8 protein-coding genes are annotated in these 14,945 nt (G+C 71.6%); 7 read left to right on the top strand and 1 reads right to left on the bottom strand.

Annotated features, from left to right (window positions below; all coding sequences use genetic code 11):
* Positions 1-238: 238 nt before the first annotated feature.
* The 5 genes from HFV08_RS29275 (at position 239) to HFV08_RS29255 (ending at position 7,785) form a co-directional block, all read left to right on the top strand.
* Positions 239-2,563, top strand: a complete 2,325-nt coding sequence (locus HFV08_RS29275; RefSeq protein WP_168543600.1) for a lantibiotic dehydratase — start codon at positions 239-241, stop codon at positions 2,561-2,563.
* The gene (locus HFV08_RS29270; protein ID WP_168543599.1) at positions 2,563-4,056 is read left to right on the top strand and encodes an amino acid adenylation domain-containing protein; all 1,494 of its coding nucleotides are present in this window, start codon (positions 2,563-2,565) and stop codon (positions 4,054-4,056) included. Before HFV08_RS29275 ends, HFV08_RS29270 begins: the two co-directional genes overlap by 1 nt.
* A complete protein-coding gene (locus tag HFV08_RS29265; protein WP_168543598.1) occupies positions 4,053-5,114 on the top strand; it encodes a threonine ammonia-lyase in 1,062 nt (353 codons plus the stop codon). The genes HFV08_RS29270 and HFV08_RS29265 overlap by 4 nt, the downstream gene beginning before the upstream one ends.
* On the top strand, positions 5,111-5,368 hold the full coding sequence (locus HFV08_RS29260; RefSeq protein ID WP_168543597.1) for an acyl carrier protein: 258 nt from the start codon (positions 5,111-5,113) through the stop codon (positions 5,366-5,368). Before HFV08_RS29265 ends, HFV08_RS29260 begins: the two co-directional genes overlap by 4 nt.
* A 134-nt stretch (positions 5,369-5,502) precedes the next feature.
* Positions 5,503-7,785 carry a lantibiotic dehydratase gene (locus HFV08_RS29255; RefSeq protein ID WP_168543595.1) on the top strand — a complete coding sequence of 761 codons (2,283 nt, stop codon included), beginning with the start codon at positions 5,503-5,505 and terminating at the stop codon, positions 7,783-7,785.
* Between the two features lie 446 nt (positions 7,786-8,231).
* Here the strand turns inward: HFV08_RS29255 and HFV08_RS29250 are convergent, their stop codons facing one another.
* Positions 8,232-9,761, bottom strand: coding sequence for a helix-turn-helix domain-containing protein (locus HFV08_RS29250; RefSeq protein ID WP_168543593.1), 1,530 nt, complete (start codon positions 9,759-9,761; stop codon positions 8,232-8,234).
* Positions 9,762-10,161: 400 nt separating this feature from the next.
* Here HFV08_RS29250 and acnA point away from each other — a divergent pair, with 400 nt between their 5' ends.
* Both acnA and ngcE read left to right on the top strand, forming a co-directional pair.
* Positions 10,162-12,876 (top strand): aconitate hydratase AcnA, encoded by a 2,715-nt coding sequence (acnA, locus tag HFV08_RS29245; protein ID WP_168543591.1) that lies wholly within the window; start codon positions 10,162-10,164, stop codon positions 12,874-12,876.
* 495 nt (positions 12,877-13,371) lie between these two features.
* Positions 13,372-14,817, top strand: coding sequence for an N-acetylglucosamine/diacetylchitobiose ABC transporter substrate-binding protein (gene ngcE / locus HFV08_RS29240; protein ID WP_168543589.1), 1,446 nt, complete (start codon positions 13,372-13,374; stop codon positions 14,815-14,817).
* The last annotated feature ends 128 nt before the right edge of the window (positions 14,818-14,945 follow it).

The raw sequence follows: 14,945 nt of genomic DNA, 5'->3' as shown, positions 1-14,945 counted from the left end.
TGATGGGACCGGCCGTAGGTCACGGCCGACGCCGACAGCGTGCCCCGGGCCCGGCGGCCCCGGTCAGGGACGAACGCGCCGAACCCGCGGCGCGCGTTGCTGCCGGATCTTCTCTGTCGGCCCGGCCCCGGCACGCGGGACCGTGCTGTCCGGCCGGAGAACCCGGCGGACCCGGGGCGGACCACCGTCCGCCCCGGGGCCGGTCGTCTCCCGCACCCCTTTCCGGAAGGAGCACGCGATGTCGGACGAGCACGCACCTGTCCTGCTGCCGGGCGGAGGCTGGCGGCTGTGGGAACAGTTCGCGCTGCGCGGCCCCGGCTTTCCCGCCGACGGCGTGCTGCGCCTGTCCCCGCCCGGACTGGCCGAGGCCGCCGACAAATTCGACGCCGACAGCCCGCTGTCCGGCCCCGAATGGGACGCGTTCGGCGAGGAGCTGTCCGCCGCGGCCGTGGACACCGCCCGCCATCTTCAGGAGGTCGCCTCCCGCCCCCGCTTCCAGGCGGCACTGGCCTGGCAGAACCCCGCCGTGCTGCGCACCGGCATCGCTCCGTTCCTGCGCTGGCGGCCGGGTACCGATCCGCGCAGCAGCATGCCGCGCCAGCGCGAGGAACTCGTCGCCCACTACTGGCAGCGGTTCTGCGTCAAGAACGACACCATCGGCTTCTTCGGCCCCGTCGGCTGGGGCCGCTGGGACCTCACCGCACAGGACGCCGTCGCCCCCTCCGCCGGACAGGGCTTCCTCGCCGCCGGCGAGGTCTACTTCTCCGGCTGGGCGATCGACGCCCTGACCAAGGTGTTGGCCGAGGACGCGGACCTGATGCGCTGGATCCCCCCGCGCCGCGTCTCCATCGTCCGCGCCGCGGACGGAACCGTGCGGGTGCCCGGCCGTCCCGCGCAGCCGCTGGGGGAGCGCGGGACGGCCGTACTGGAACTGTGCGACGGCACCCGGCCCGTCGCCGCGATCGCCGCCGAACTGGACCTCCCGCTCGACGAAGTGACCGATTCCGTACGGGAGCTGGCGCGCCGCCGGTGGGTGCAGTGGCGCCTGGAGGTGCCCGCCGCCACCCACCCCGACCGGGCCCTGCGCGCCATCCTGGAGCGGGTCCCCGACGCGAAGGCACGCGACCGCGCGCTGGCCAAGCTCGCCGTCCTCGAAACGGGCCGCGACGCCGTGCGCGACGCCGGCGACGACGCCGAAGCGCTCAGCGCAGCGATCGGAGCCCTCGAAGCCGACTTCGCCGCCCTCACCGACACCGAGGCCCAGCGCGCCAAGGGAGCCCGGACCGCGCCCTGCCGCGGCCTCGTCTACTCCGACACCCGGCGCGCCGCCACCGCCACCGCCGGACCGGACCTGCTCGCCCTGATGGAACCCCTCCAGCTGTGCCTGACCGCCGCCCGCTGGATGACCAACCGCTTCGCCGACGGCATCCGCGCCCGCCTGCGCACCGTCCACGACCGGCTCGCCGCACAGGGCGCCCCCGTCGACCTCGCCACCCTGTGGCTGCACACCCTGCCCTCTCCGCACCCCGACGCGGGGGACCTCATCGACACCGTCCAGGCCGAACTCCGCGCCAAATGGGCCCGACTCCTCGACATCCCGTCCGGCGCGCGCAGTGTCCACCTGACCACCGCCGACCTCGCCGACCGGGTTCGCGAGGAGTTCGCGGAGCCCGGCGACGGCTGGTCCCTGGCCCGCTACTTCAGCCCCGACATCCTCGTCGTCGCCGACGACGAGGCGGCCCTCGCGCGCGGCGACGTCGACCTCGTCCTGGGCGAGATGCACTGCGCCCTCAACACCATGGGCGCCTCCCTCTTCGTACACCAGCACCCCGACCGCGACGAGCTGCTCGCCGAGACCACCCGCGACTTCCCCGGGCCCCGTCTGCTGCCCATGCTCGCCAAGGAACTGCCCCTGAAGTGGTCCACCCGCAGCCGCCCCTCCCTCGACCGCGATCAGGACCACTACGTGGCGCTGGTCGACCAGACCGGCGACCCGCACCGCCCGCGCACCGCACTGAGCGCCGACGTCCGGGTGGAGGACAGCGATGGCCGGCTGACCGCCGTCCTGCCCGACGGCACCCGCTACGACCTCCTCGACGCCTACGCCAACACCCTCACCCAGCGGGTCATGGACCGCTTCACCCTGCGCCCTGAGGGCGACCACACCCCGCGCATCACCGTGGACCGCATGATCCTGGCCCGCGAGACCTGGCAACTCCCCGTCGCCGAGGTCGACTTCGCCGACGAGAAGACGGAGGCCGCCCGCTTCGTCCGGGCCCGCCGGTGGCAACGCCGCCACGACCTGCCGCGGTTCGTCTTCGTCGTCTCCCCGACCGAACCCCGCCCCTTCTACGTCGACTTCGACAGCCCTGTCTACCTCACCATCCTCGCCAAGGCCGCCCGCAGGCTCGCCCGCAAGGACCCCGCCGCCCGGCTGAAGATCAGCGAGATGCTGCCCACCCCCGAACAGGCGTGGCTCACCGACGACCACGGGCACCGCTACACCTCCGAACTCCGCTTCGTCGCCGTCGACCGGACCGTCACCGGCGAGGAGTCCCGCTGATGCGCACCCTCGCCGACGACATCGCCGCCCACGCCACACGGCACCCGCGGCGGATCGCCCTGGACACCCCCGACGGCACGGTCACCTACCGCGAACTCGACGCCCGGATCACCGAACTGGCCCACCTGCTGCGCGCCCACGGAGTCCGGCCCGAGACCGTCTGCGCCGTCGCCGTGGAGCACGGGCGCGACGCGGTCGCAGCCCTGGCCGCCGTCCTGCGCTGCGGCGCGGCCTTCCTCACCCTCGACATCGGCCAGCCCCGCGACCGCCTCGCGTCCTTCGTCCGCACCGCGGGCGCCCGCCTTCTGCTCACCACCCGCGACCGGGCCCCCTCGCTCGACCTCGGTGTCCCCGTCGTCCACCTCGACCGCCCGGACCGCCCGGAAGCCACCCAGGACCTGCCGTTCCCGCCGGCCGAACCCCACGCCCTCGCCTATGTCAGCCACACCTCCGGCAGCACCGGCGACCCGAGCCCCGTCCTCGTCGAGCACCACGCCCTCGACGGCTACCTCCGCGACACCGCGCATGCCCTGGGCCTCGGCCCGGACACCGTCGTCCTGCAGACCGCGCCGCTCGGCTACGACGCCTCCCTCCGCGACACCTTCGCCCCCCTGCTGGCCGGGGCCCGTCTCGTCCTCGTGGAACGCGCCCGGCTGCTGCGCCCTGCCGAGTTCGTCCGCACCGTGCGCGAACACCACGTCACCGCCCTGCTCAGCGTCACCCCCTCCTTCCTCACCCACCTCACCGGACAGCGCGACCTTCCCGACCCGCTCGCCGGGGTCACCCTCGTCGCCTCCAGCGGCGAGTCGCTGAGGCCCTTCCTCACCGCCGGCGGACGCCGTCTCGTCCCCGGCCGCCTCGTCAACCAGTACGGGCCCACCGAGTGCACGATGACCACCACCCGCCACTCCGTGCCCCCCGCGCCCGACCCCGCCGACGACATCGTCGGCCACCCCCGTGCCGGCACCACGATCCGCGTCCTGGACGCCGGTCTCGTGCCCGTCCCCGACGGAACCGCGGGCGAGGTCTACATCGCCGGTGCCGGCGTCGCCCGCGGCTACGGCGCGCTCCCCGCCCGCACGGCCGACTCCTTCCTCCCCGACCCCTACGGCCCGCCCGGGTCACGCATGTACCGCACCGGCGACCTCGGCCGGTGGACCGCGCAGGGGCTGCGCTACGAGGGCCGCGGTGACCGGCAGGTCAAGATCCGCGGCTACCGGGTGGACCCCGCCGAGATCGAGGGCGCGCTGCTCACCCATCCCGAGGTGACCGGCGCCGTCGTCACGCCCGACACCGACGGCCGGGGCCGTGTCCATCTCGCCGCCCATGTCACCGGCGACATCGCGGCCACCGACGCCGCCCTGAGAGCCCATCTGGCCCGCACTCTGCCGCCCCACCTGATGCCGCGCCGCTTCCACCGCCACACCGCCCTGCCCACCACCCGCGGCGGCAAGGCCGACCGTGGCCGCCTGGCCGCCGGGAGCACCGCATGAGCACCACGACCGCCGGACGCCACCCGACCGCCACGACGCCCGTTCCCGTCCTGCCCGGCCCCGCCGACCTGGCGCGTGCTGCCGCCCGGATCGCCCCGTACATCGTCCGCACCCCGCTGCTGCGCGGCCCGGGGACCGGCGGGCACGGCCCGCGTCTGCTGCTGAAGGCCGAACACCGCCAGCTCGGCGGCTCGTTCAAGACCCGGGGGGCCGCCAACGCCGTCCTCGCCCTGGGCGCCGACCGTGTCGTCACCGGCTCCTCCGGCAACCACGGCATCGCCCTGGCCCGGATCGCCCGCACGCTCGGTCTGCGGCTGACCGTCGTCCTCGCGGCGGGCGCCGCCCCCGCCAAGGCTGCCGCCATCCGGGCCCTCGGCGCCGAGACCGTCCGGGTGACCGGAGGGGTGGCCGAGCGCGAGGAACACGCTGCGGAACTCGCCGGGGCGACCGGCGCCGTCCTCGTACCCTCCTCCGACCACCCCCTGGTGGTCGCAGGCCAGGGCACCGTCGGCACCGAACTCCTCGCCGACGCCCCCGACACCGAGACGGTCTACGTCCCGGTCGGCGGCGGCGGCCTCCTGGCCGGCGTCTGCCTCGCCGCCGCGGACCGGCCGGTACGGGTGGTCGGCGTCGAACCCGCCCTCACCCCGCGCTACGCCCGTTCCCTGGCCGCCGGGCACCCTGTCCAGCTCCCGCCGAGCGGCACCGTCGCGGACGGACTGCGCGGCCAGCGCCCCGGACACGTCACCTACCCGATCGTCCGCGACCGGGTGGACGACCTGATCACCGTCGGCGAGGCGGAGATCCTCGCCGCCACCGAACTGCTGCGCCGACACGGTGTCGACGCCGAGCCCAGCGGTGCCGTCGCCCTCGCCGGGGCTCTGCGTGCCGGCCGCCGCGAACACGCCGTGGCCGTGGTCTCGGGCGGCAACACCCCCGCCCGGCTGCGCGCACAGCACCGCCCGACCACCGCGGCGGACGCCCCGTCCGCCGCCGCACCAGGCACCCCTTCCACGCCCGTCACCACGCCCGACAACACCAAGGAGCACACGTCATGACCGAGAACACCGCCACCGCCGTCAGCACCCTCGACCAGCTCGTCGACGTCTTCCGCGACATCCTCGACTTCGCCGGGCTCACCGAGGACACCGACTTCTACGAGGCGGGCGGCGACTCCCTGACCGCCTTCCAGATCACCGGCCGCCTGGAGGAGATCCTCGGCGTCGACGACATCCCGGTCTCCCTGGTCTTCGCCTACCCGACCCCGCGTGACCTCGCCGAGGTCGTCGACGCCGACTACGGCCGCGCCTGACCCGGCGCCACGGCCCGCCCCGCGGCTCCCCGGCCCCCGCGCACCCGCCGTGCGGGGCCGGGTCCCGGCGGCCACCGCAGCCGCGCCGTCCCTCACCCTCACGACCCCGTCCCCGCGCGCCAAGGAGTGCCGCCATGACCGAAGACCTCGTTCCGTCCCTCGGCCGCTGGCGGCTGTGGAACCAGTTCGCGCTGCGCGGGCCGGGCTTTCCCGCCGACGGCGTGCTGCGCCTGTCCCCGCCCGGACTGGCCGAGGCCGCCGACAAGTTCGACCCCGACAGCCCGCTGTCCGGCCCCGAATGGGACGGCTTCACCGAGGAGCTGTCCGCCGCCGCCGTGGACACCGCGCACATCCTCCAGGACATCGCCCGCACCCCAGCGTTCCGGCAGGCGCTCGCCTGGCAGAACAGGCCCGTGCTGCGCACCGGCATCGCCCCGTTCCTGCGCTGGCGGCCGGGTATCGATCCGCGCAGCAGCATGCCGCGCCAGCGCGAGGAGCTCGTCGCCCACTACTGGCAGCGGTTCTGCGTCAAGAACGACACCATCGGCTTCTTCGGCCCCGTCGGCTGGGGCCGCTGGGACGGTTCCGTGCCCGGGGCCGCCGTCGACACCGGAACCGGGCTGATCGCCGACTCCCGCGTCTACTGGGCCAGTTGGGGCATCGACGCACTGGCGAAGATCCTCGACGCCGATCCGGAACTGCGCGGATGGATCGCTCCGAGGCGTGTGCCGTTCGTCGTGGTGGACGGCGACCAGGTGCGGGTGCCCGGTCGGCGCCCGACGACCGTGTCCGCCGCGCAGGCGGCGGTCCTCACCCGCTGCGACGGCGTCCGCCCCGCCCACGCCGTCGCCGCCGACCTGCCCGACACCGATGTCCCCGGGATCCTGACGGACCTGGTGTCCCGCCGATGGGTCACCTGGCGGCTGGAGGTCCCCGCGGGCACCCACCCCGAACGCGCCCTGCGCGCCTGGACGGAGCAGGTCGGCGACCCGGGCCCCAGGCGACGGGCGCTCGCCGCCCTGGACCTCCTGGAAGCGGGCCGAGCGAAGGTCGCCGCCGCCGACGAGGAGAGCGAACTCATCGCGGCGATGGAGGAGTTGGAACGCGACTTCACCCGCCTCACCGACACCGCCGCCGTACGGGAGAAGTCCGCCTCCACGGCGCCCTGCCGGGCCCTCGTCTACAGCGACACCCGGCGCTCCGCGACCGCCCGGCTCGGTCCCGCGGTGCTCGACGCCCTTGCCCCGCTGCGCCTGCTGATGGACAGTGCGGGCTGGCTCACCGCACGACTGGCCGCCACCGTCGCCGCCGGGATCCGCCCGGTCCACGCCCGGCTCGCTGCCTCCGGCCCCGTCGACCTCGCCTCCTTCTGGTTCGCGTGCCTTCCGGTGCTGCACGGCACCGCCCGCACCGCCGCGGACGACCTCCAGCGCGAGTTCGCCGCACGCTGGCAGCGAGTCCTGGACGTCCCCGAGGGAGCGCGCCGGGTGAGCGTGCGCACCGCCGACATCAAGGCGGCCGTCAGCCATGAGTTCACCGGCGGTGGGGGCTGGACCGCGGCCCGCTACCTCAGCCCGGACATCATGGTCGCCGCCGACGGCCCCGAGGCAGCGGCCCGCGGTGACCTCACTCTCGTCCTGGGCGAACTCCACCTCGCCGCCAACACCTTGGGCGCCTCGCTCTTCACCCACCAGCACCCGGACATTCGCGAACTTCTCGCGCTGACCGACCGGGACCATCCCGCCCCGCGCCTGCTGCCCCTGATCCCCAAGGAGCATCGCGCCCGTCTCTCCGCCCGGGTCCGGCAGACGCTGGTACGGCCCGAGGACTACCAGGTCGCCCTCACCGACTTCACCGCGGACCCCGCCCGCCAACGGGCTGTGCACAGCGCGGACGCCGTCGTCCAGGAGCGCGATGGCGAGCTGCTCGTCCTCCTCCCGGACGGCGCGGAGTTCCCGGTGGCCGACGTGTTCTCGCACGTCCTCACCACGCTGTCGATGGACCTCTTCCGGCTCCTGACGCCCGCCCCGCACACCCCACGCGTCACCCTGGACCGGATGGTCGTCGCCCGTGAGACCTGGCGACTGTCCGCCGCGGGGGTCGACTTCGCCGACGACAAGGACGAGGCCCGCCGCTTCGTGAGGGCCCGGCAGTGGCGCGCACGACAGGGACTGCCCCGCTTCGTCTTCGTCGTCTCCCCGACCGAGTCCCGCCCCTTCTACGTCGACTTCGACAGCCCGGTCTACGTGACGATCCTCGCCAAGGCCCTGCGTCGGCTGGCCCGGAAGGACCCGCACGGCACGGCCACATTCACCGAGATGCTCCCGACTCCGGAGCAGACCTGGCTGACGGACGACGAGGGACGGCGCTACACCTCAGAGCTGCGGTTCGTCGCCTTCGACACCCAGGAGACCTGAGCCTGGACCCCTCGATGCAGCGGACCCAGGCCGAGGCGCGCCGCTGCTCCACCGCCCGCAGCGGCCGACATCGCCAGGACAGATATGGCATCCGCAGTCGGGTATCGGAACTTGCCGAATAGCTCGGACAACTCGGACAACATGGAGCCCCTCTTGTTCGGCCCCTACGAAGGAAGTTGAGGCTGAGTGCTCCGGCCAGGCGATCACGAAGGGGATGAAGGCGACCGTTGCCCGCGTAGCGGTGCCTGGGGTGCCGTTCCCGCGGGTGCCCCTGTCGCCTCCCTGCTCGCCGACCGTGAGGCCAAGCGCGCCCTCCTCCGCCCCGCGGGCGCGGTCCGCAGCCCGCCGCGGGCCCAACGGCCCGGAGGAGTCCCGGACATGGCGCCGCGCCCCTCTCCGGGCCGCTGGGCGGCGGGACGGAGAGGGGCGCGGCAGTGACGCGCGGATCAGATGTCGCGGAAGATCTCGATCTGCGCCCCCACCGAGTTGAGCCGCTCCGCCAGCTCCTCGTAACCCCGGTTGATGACATAGACGTTGCGCAGCACCGAGGTGCCCTCGGCCGCCATCATCGCGAGGAGGACGACCACCGCGGGGCGCAGGGCGGGCGGGCACATCATCTCGGCGGCGCGCCAGCGGGTGGGGCCGTCGACCAGGACCCGGTGCGGGTCGAGCAACTGGAGCCTGCCGCCGAGGCGGTTGAGGTCCGTCAGGTAGATGGCCCGGTTGTCGTAGACCCAGTCGTGGATGAGGGTCTGCCCCTGCGCGGTCGCGGCGATCGCGGCGAAGAAGGGGACGTTGTCGATGTTGAGGCCCGGGAAGGGCATCGGGTGGATCTTGTCGATGGGCGCCTCCAGCTTGGAGGGCCGTACGGTCAGGTCCACCAGCCGGGTGCGGGTGTTGTCCGCGGCGTACTCGGCCGAGCGGTCGTGGTCCAGGCCCATCTCCTCCAGTACGGCCAGCTCGATCTCCAGGAACTCGATCGGCACGCGCCGCACGGTGAGTTCGGAGCCGGTGACCACCGCGGCGGCCAGCAGGCTCATCGCCTCCACCGGGTCCTCGGAGGGGGAGTAGTCCACGTCCACGTCGATCTCGGCGACGCCGTGCACGGTCAGCGTGGTGGTGCCGATGCCGTCCACCCGTACGCCCAGGGTCTCCAGGAAGAAGCAGAGGTCCTGGACCATGTAGTTGGAGGAGGCGTTGCGGATGATGGTCACCCCGTCGTAACGGGCCGCCGCGAGCAGGGCGTTCTCCGTCACGGTGTCGCCGCGCTCGGTCAGCACGATCGGGCGGCCGGGGGCGACGTCCCGCTCGACCTGGGCGTGGTAGAGGCCCTCGGTCGCGGTGATGTCCAGGCCGAAGCGGCGCAGGGCGATCATGTGCGGCTCGATGGTGCGGGTGCCGAGGTCGCAGCCGCCCGCGTAGGGCAGCTTGAAGTGGTCGAGGCGGTGCAGCAGCGGGCCGAGGAACATGATGATCGAGCGGGTGCGCCGGGCGGCGTCCGCGTCGATGGCGTCCAGGTCGAGCCGGGCCGGGGGCACGATCTCCAGGTCGGTGCCGTCGTTGATCCAGCGGGTGCGGACGCCGATCGAGCCGAGCACCTCCAGGAGGCGGTAGACCTCCTCGATGCGGGCGACCTTGCGCAGCACGGTGCGGCCGTTGTTGAGCAGGGAGGCGCAGAGCAGGGCGACGCAGGCGTTCTTGCTGGTCTTGACGTCGATGGCGCCGGAGAGGCGGCGGCCGCCGACGACGCGCAGATGCATGGGGCCCGAATAGCCGAGCGAGACGATCTCGCTGTCCAGGGCCTCGCCGATGCGCGCGATCATCTCAAGGCTGATGTTCTGATTACCGCGCTCGATGCGGTTGACCGCACTCTGGCTCGTGTTGAGCGCCTCGGCCAGCTGCGACTGTGTCCAGCCCCGGTGCTGACGTGCGTCACGGATGAGCTTGCCGATGCGTACGAGGTAGTCGTCTGCCATAAGGGCAAGGCTATCTCAGATATGAGATGACGCCTGCGCGGGGCGGCCGAACGGGTGAGTCCCCGTGTCGCCGCGAGGCGGCCGCTTCTGACGGTACGTCGCCTCCCGCCCGGGCGCCTGCGGAGCCGTGTGGTGGTCGGCTCGGGGCGAGGTGTTGCCGCGCCGGGGTCGCCGGTGGATCCGGGCAGCGTGCGGCGCCCGCGGTCGCCGCGGGGCGGGTCCGCGCATGACCCGGCGGCGGGGATGTACTAGAGTTATCTCGACATCGAGATATCTGCCGAGGCGTCCCGCAGCCGCCACTCGGTAAGGGTGACCTTACTTAGTCTTACCTCAGTAGGCCAGTCGGAAATCGTGGCGGCAGGATTGCGGTGGTACGCGCACACATATGAAGGAGACTGTCGTGTCGGCGAACAGCTTCGACGCCCGCAGCACGCTGCGCGTGGGCGACGAGTCGTACGAGATCTTCAGGCTGGACAAGGTCGAGGGCTCCGCTCGCCTTCCCTACAGCCTCAAGGTGCTTCTCGAGAACCTTCTCCGCACGGAGGACGGCGCGAACATCACCGCCGACCACATCCGCGCGCTGGGCGGCTGGGACTCGCAGGCCCAGCCCAGCCAGGAGATCCAGTTCACGCCGGCGCGCGTGATCATGCAGGACTTCACCGGCGTGCCCTGCGTGGTGGACCTCGCGACCATGCGTGAGGCCGTGAAGGAGCTGGGCGGCGACCCGGCGAAGATCAACCCGCTGGCCCCGGCCGAGCTGGTCATCGACCACTCGGTCATCGCCGACAAGTTCGGCACCCACGAGGCCTTCGCCCAGAACGTCGAGCTGGAGTACGGCCGCAACCGCGAGCGCTACCAGTTCCTGCGCTGGGGCCAGACCGCCTTCGACGAGTTCAAGGTCGTCCCGCCCGGCACCGGCATCGTCCACCAGGTCAACATCGAGCACCTGGCCCGTACCGTCATGGTCCGCAAGGGCCAGGCCTACCCGGACACCCTGGTCGGCACCGACTCGCACACCACCATGGTCAACGGCCTCGGCGTGCTCGGCTGGGGCGTCGGCGGCATCGAGGCCGAGGCCGCGATGCTCGGCCAGCCGGTCTCGATGCTCATCCCGCGCGTCGTCGGCTTCAAGCTGACCGGTGAGCTGAAGCCCGGCACCACCGCCACCGACCTGGTGCTCACCATCACCGAGATGCTGCGCAAGCACGGTGTGGTCGGCAAGTTCGTCGAGTTCTACGGCGAGGGCGTGGCCGCCACCTCGCTCGCCAACCGCGCCACCATCGGCAACATGTCGCCCGAGTTCGGCTCCACCGCCGCGATCTTCCCGATCGACGACGAGACCCTGAACTACCTGCGCCTGACCGGCCGCGACGAGCAGCAGGTCGCCCTCGTCGAGGCGTACGCCAAGGAGCAGGGCCTGTGGCTGGACCCGGCCGCCGAGCCGGACTTCTCCGAGAAGCTGGAACTGGACCTGGCCTCCGTGGTCCCGTCCATCGCCGGCCCGAAGCGCCCGCAGGACCGCATCGTCCTCGCCGCCGCCGCGCAGCAGTTCGCCCAGGACGTGCGCAACTACGTCGTCGAGGACGAGGAGGCGGGCAAGGAGTCCTTCCCGGCCTCCGACGCCCCGGCCTCCGCCGACGGCGTGCCGACCCGCCCGACCACGGTCACCGCCCCCGACGGGTCCACCTACGAGATCGACCACGGCGCGGTCACCGTCGCCGCGATCACCTCCTGCACCAACACCTCGAACCCGTACGTCATGGTGGCCGCCGCGCTGGTCGCCAAGAAGGCGGTCGAGAAGGGCCTGTCCCGCAAGCCGTGGGTGAAGACCACCCTGGCCCCGGGCTCCAAGGTCGTCACCGACTACTTCGACAAGGCGGGCCTGACCCCCTACCTCGACAAGGTCGGCTTCAACCTGGTCGGCTACGGCTGCACCACCTGCATCGGCAACTCCGGCCCGCTGCCGGAGGAGGTCTCCAAGGCGGTCAACGACCACGACCTCGCCGTGACCTCGGTGCTCTCCGGCAACCGCAACTTCGAGGGCCGGATCAACCCCGACGTCAAGATGAACTACCTGGCCTCCCCGCCGCTGGTCGTCGCCTACGCGCTCGCGGGCTCCATGAAGGTGGACATCACCAAGGACGCCCTCGGCACCGACACCGACGGCAAGCCGGTCTACCTGGCGGACATCTGGCCCACCGAGGCCGAGGTCAACGACGTGGTGGCCAACGCCATCGGCGAGGACATGTTCAACAAGTCCTACCAGGACGTCTTCGCGGGCGACGCCCAGTGGCAGGCGCTCCCGGTGCCGACCGGCAACACCTTCGAGTGGGACACCGAGTCCACCTACGTCCGCAAGCCCCCGTACTTCGAGGGCATGCAGATGGACCCGGCCCCGGTCGAGGACATCTCCGGCGCCCGGGTGCTCGCCAAGCTCGGCGACTCGGTCACCACCGACCACATCTCCCCGGCCGGTGCGATCAAGGCCGACACCCCGGCCGGTACGTACCTCACCGAGCACGGGGTGGAGCGCCGGGACTTCAACTCCTACGGCTCGCGGCGCGGCAACCACGAGGTCATGATCCGCGGCACCTTCGCGAACATTCGCCTCCGCAACCAGATCGCGCCGGGCACCGAGGGCGGCTACACCCGCGACTTCACCAAGGCGGACGCCCCCGTCTCCTTCATCTACGACGCCTCGCGGAACTACATCGACCAGGGCACCCCGCTGGTCGTCCTCGCGGGCAAGGAGTACGGCTCCGGCTCCTCGCGCGACTGGGCCGCCAAGGGCACCGCCCTGCTCGGCGTGAAGGCCGTCATCGCCGAGTCCTACGAGCGCATCCACCGCTCGAACCTGATCGGCATGGGCGTGCTGCCGCTGCAGTTCCCCGAGGGCCGGACCGCCGAGACCCTGGGCCTGACGGGCGAGGAGACCTTCTCCTTCACCGGGGTGACCGAGCTGAACAACGGCTCCACCCCGAGCACCGTCAAGGTCACCACCGACTCGGGCGTCGAGTTCGACGCGGTCGTCCGGATCGACACCCCCGGTGAGGCCGATTACTACCGCAACGGCGGCATCATGCAGTACGTGCTGCGCAACCTGATCCGCGGCTAGTACCGCGGACCGCCGCGCGGAGCACCGTACGGCGGCGAGGGCCGTATCCCCGTACGAGGGGGTACGGCCCTTTCGCGCGCCCGCGGGGAGGCGGCCGGCGGTGGCCGGAACATTGCCTCCGCCGCCATCCGGGGGAAAACGCTGCAGTGGCGAACAGTGAGGCGGACACGTATTTCTTGAGGATGCTCAGGAGCGTGCGAAAACCGGCTGGGGAGTGCCCCATGGCTGATTGCCGAGGTCTCAACTCGGGAAAGACTCGGGGCCAAACCTGCACCCGATCTTGCTCAGGTTTCGCGAGTGGACTATACCTATCCGCGTCCCGTCTGGTGGTTGACCGCCAGGGGGACGGCCGGGGGCTGGGGAGCACGGACGCATGGGGGCGTCGGCCCGGTCCAGCAGGGAACCTCGGCCTCAGCGCACTACCCCGCTCATATCGCCGCGGTGCCGGAAGGGTCCGGTACACCGCTTGAGTCCTGGAGAAGGCGAGGACTTAGCATGGGATCCACTTCCGCCACCGGTCATGAGGGCGTCGGCCGTCGCGATCTGATCAAGCGGTCTGCTGCACTCGGTCTGGCCGCAGTTCCGACCATGAGCTTCCTGTCCGCCTGCGCGAGCGGCGGCGACGACGACAGCAACCAGGTCGACAAGGGCAAGAAGACCGCGAAGAACCCGCTGGGGGCCAACGAGACGGCGCCCGTCGAGGTGGTCATCTTCAACGGCGGCTTCGGCGACCAGTACGCCAAGGACGCCGAGGCGGTCTACAAGAAGCGCTACCCGAAGTCCAAGGTCGAGCACCGGGCGACGCAGAAGATCCAGACGGAGCTGCAGCCGAGCTTCAACGGCGGCACCCCGCCGGACCTGATCGACAACTCCGGCAAGGAGCAGATGGACATGGGCGTCCTGGTCGGAAAGGACCAGCTCGCCGACCTGACCCCGCTGCTCGACGCCCCCTCCCTCGACGACCCGAACAAGAAGGTCCGCGACACCCTGCGGCCCGGCGTCATCGAGATGGGCCAGTTCGACGGCAAGCCGGTCTGGGTCATGTACTACGCGTACACGGTCTACGGGGTGTGGTATTCGCAGACCCAGCTGGAGAAGCTGGACGCGGAGTACCCCGAGACCTGGGACGACATGATCGCCCTGTGTGCCAAGGCGAAGAAGCAGGGCATCGCGGGCTGGACCTACCCGGGCCAGTACCCGTACTACCTGCCGTTCTCGCTGTACCCCTTCATCGGCAAGATCGGTGGCCGCGAGGTCCTCGACGCCATCGACAACCTGGAGCCGAACGCCTGGAAGCACTCGGCGGTCAAGTCGGCCTTCGAGGCGTACTACGAGCTGGTCCGCAAGGGCTACATCCTCAAGAACACCTCGGGTCTGAGCCACATCCAGGCGCAGACGAACTGGAACCAGGGCAAGGCGCTGTTCATCCCGAACGGCTCCTGGGTGGAGAACGAGTCCTCCAAGACCACGCCCAAGGACTTCAAGATGTCCATCGCGGCGCCCTCCAGCCTCGACAAGAGCGACAAGATGCCCTTCGGCACGCTCTGGGCCTCCGGCGGTGAGCCCTTCATCGTCCCGGCCAGGGCGAAGAACCCGGTCGGCGGCATGGAGCAGATGCGCATCATGCTCGGCAAGGAGTCCGCGCAGAACTTCTCCAAGCAGGTCTCCTCGCTCACCTCGGTGCAGGGCAGCGAAGAGGGCCTGGAGCTGCCTCCGGGCCTCAGCTCCGCGGTCGCCGCGCTGAAGAAGGCGGGCGACAACATCCTCAACCCGCGGCTGCAGGACTGGTACGTCGAGCTGAACAAGCAGCGGATCGGCGTGGCGTGTCTCGGCGAGATGATGGCCGGACGCATGACGCCCGCGGAGACGATCAAGAAGATCCAGGGCTACGCCGACGCCACCGCGAAGGACGGCGACATCAAGAAGTACAAGCACGCGTGAGTATGTGTCCCCAGCGGCGGCTATCGCGTAGAGACCAGGACCGGTAGATCATGGAGCATGGTAAGTACCGTTTCATTGTGGGGTTTTTGGTTGCTCCACTGGCCTTGTATGCCGTCTTCGTCATCTGG

It is taken from the genome of Streptomyces physcomitrii (genome assembly GCF_012273655.1).
Taxonomy (GTDB): Bacteria; Actinomycetota; Actinomycetes; order Streptomycetales; family Streptomycetaceae; genus Streptomyces; species Streptomyces physcomitrii.
This window is presented reverse-complemented; position numbering and strand designations above follow the sequence as displayed.

Excerpts from the sequence above, each read along its gene's own strand:
- ngcE (WP_168543589.1), top strand. The coding sequence starts at position 13,372 with ATGGGATCCACTTCCGCCACCGGTCATGAGGGCGTCGGCCGTCGCGAT.
- HFV08_RS29255 (WP_168543595.1), top strand. The coding sequence starts at position 5,503 with ATGACCGAAGACCTCGTTCCGTCCCTCGGCCGCTGGCGGCTGTGGAAC.
- HFV08_RS29250 (WP_168543593.1), bottom strand. The coding sequence starts at position 9,761 with ATGGCAGACGACTACCTCGTACGCATCGGCAAGCTCATCCGTGACGCA.
- HFV08_RS29265 (WP_168543598.1), top strand. The coding sequence starts at position 4,053 with ATGAGCACCACGACCGCCGGACGCCACCCGACCGCCACGACGCCCGTT.
- HFV08_RS29270 (WP_168543599.1), top strand. The coding sequence starts at position 2,563 with ATGCGCACCCTCGCCGACGACATCGCCGCCCACGCCACACGGCACCCG.
- HFV08_RS29260 (WP_168543597.1), top strand. The coding sequence starts at position 5,111 with ATGACCGAGAACACCGCCACCGCCGTCAGCACCCTCGACCAGCTCGTC.
- HFV08_RS29275 (WP_168543600.1), top strand. The coding sequence starts at position 239 with ATGTCGGACGAGCACGCACCTGTCCTGCTGCCGGGCGGAGGCTGGCGG.